Below are 534 nucleotides of genomic sequence, written 5' to 3'. Positions count from 1 at the left end.
CCAGACATGCCTGCCGTAGTCACGACATTGACCGCACTTGCCAATAAAGACATTGCATTTCTAAAGTCTATTGCTTCAATCATCATTTTATTCCCAATAAAAATGACCTGTTTAATCCTAACCAGCCATTAAACAGGTCACTTTTACATCATGTTCTCAATTCTAAATTATTTGCCCAAAATTTCTTTTCGAACGATTTCCGCACCTGCGCTTAACGCATGCAATTTGCCTCTGGCAACTTCACGAGATAATGGTGTCATACCACAGTTGGTTGATGGATAAAGCTTATCTGCATCAATAAACTGAAGTGCTTTACGCAAGGTATCTGCAACTTCTTCAGGTGTTTCAATGCTGTTGGTTGCCACATCAATGGCCCCGACCATGACCTTTTTGCCACGGATCAGCTCAATTAAATCCATTGGCACACGTGAGTTCTGACATTCCAGCGAGACAATATCAATTTTAGACTGTTTCAGCTTTGGAAAAGCTTCTTCATATTGTCGCCATTCTGAACCCAGCGTCTTTTTCCAGTCG

2 pseudogenes are annotated in these 534 nt (G+C 41.4%); both read right to left on the bottom strand.

What is annotated here, in order from left to right:
- A pseudogene (locus tag B4H32_RS11685) lies at positions 1–83 on the bottom strand (flavin reductase); the annotation flags it as partial.
- Between the two features lie 84 nt (positions 84–167).
- Positions 168–534, bottom strand: a pseudogene (locus tag B4H32_RS11680) (methionine synthase); the annotation flags it as partial.

The sequence above is a fragment of the Acinetobacter sp. UBA2063 genome, from assembly GCF_002333245.1.
GTDB classification, from domain to species: domain Bacteria; phylum Pseudomonadota; class Gammaproteobacteria; order Pseudomonadales; family Moraxellaceae; genus Acinetobacter; species Acinetobacter parvus.
This window is presented reverse-complemented; position numbering and strand designations above follow the sequence as displayed.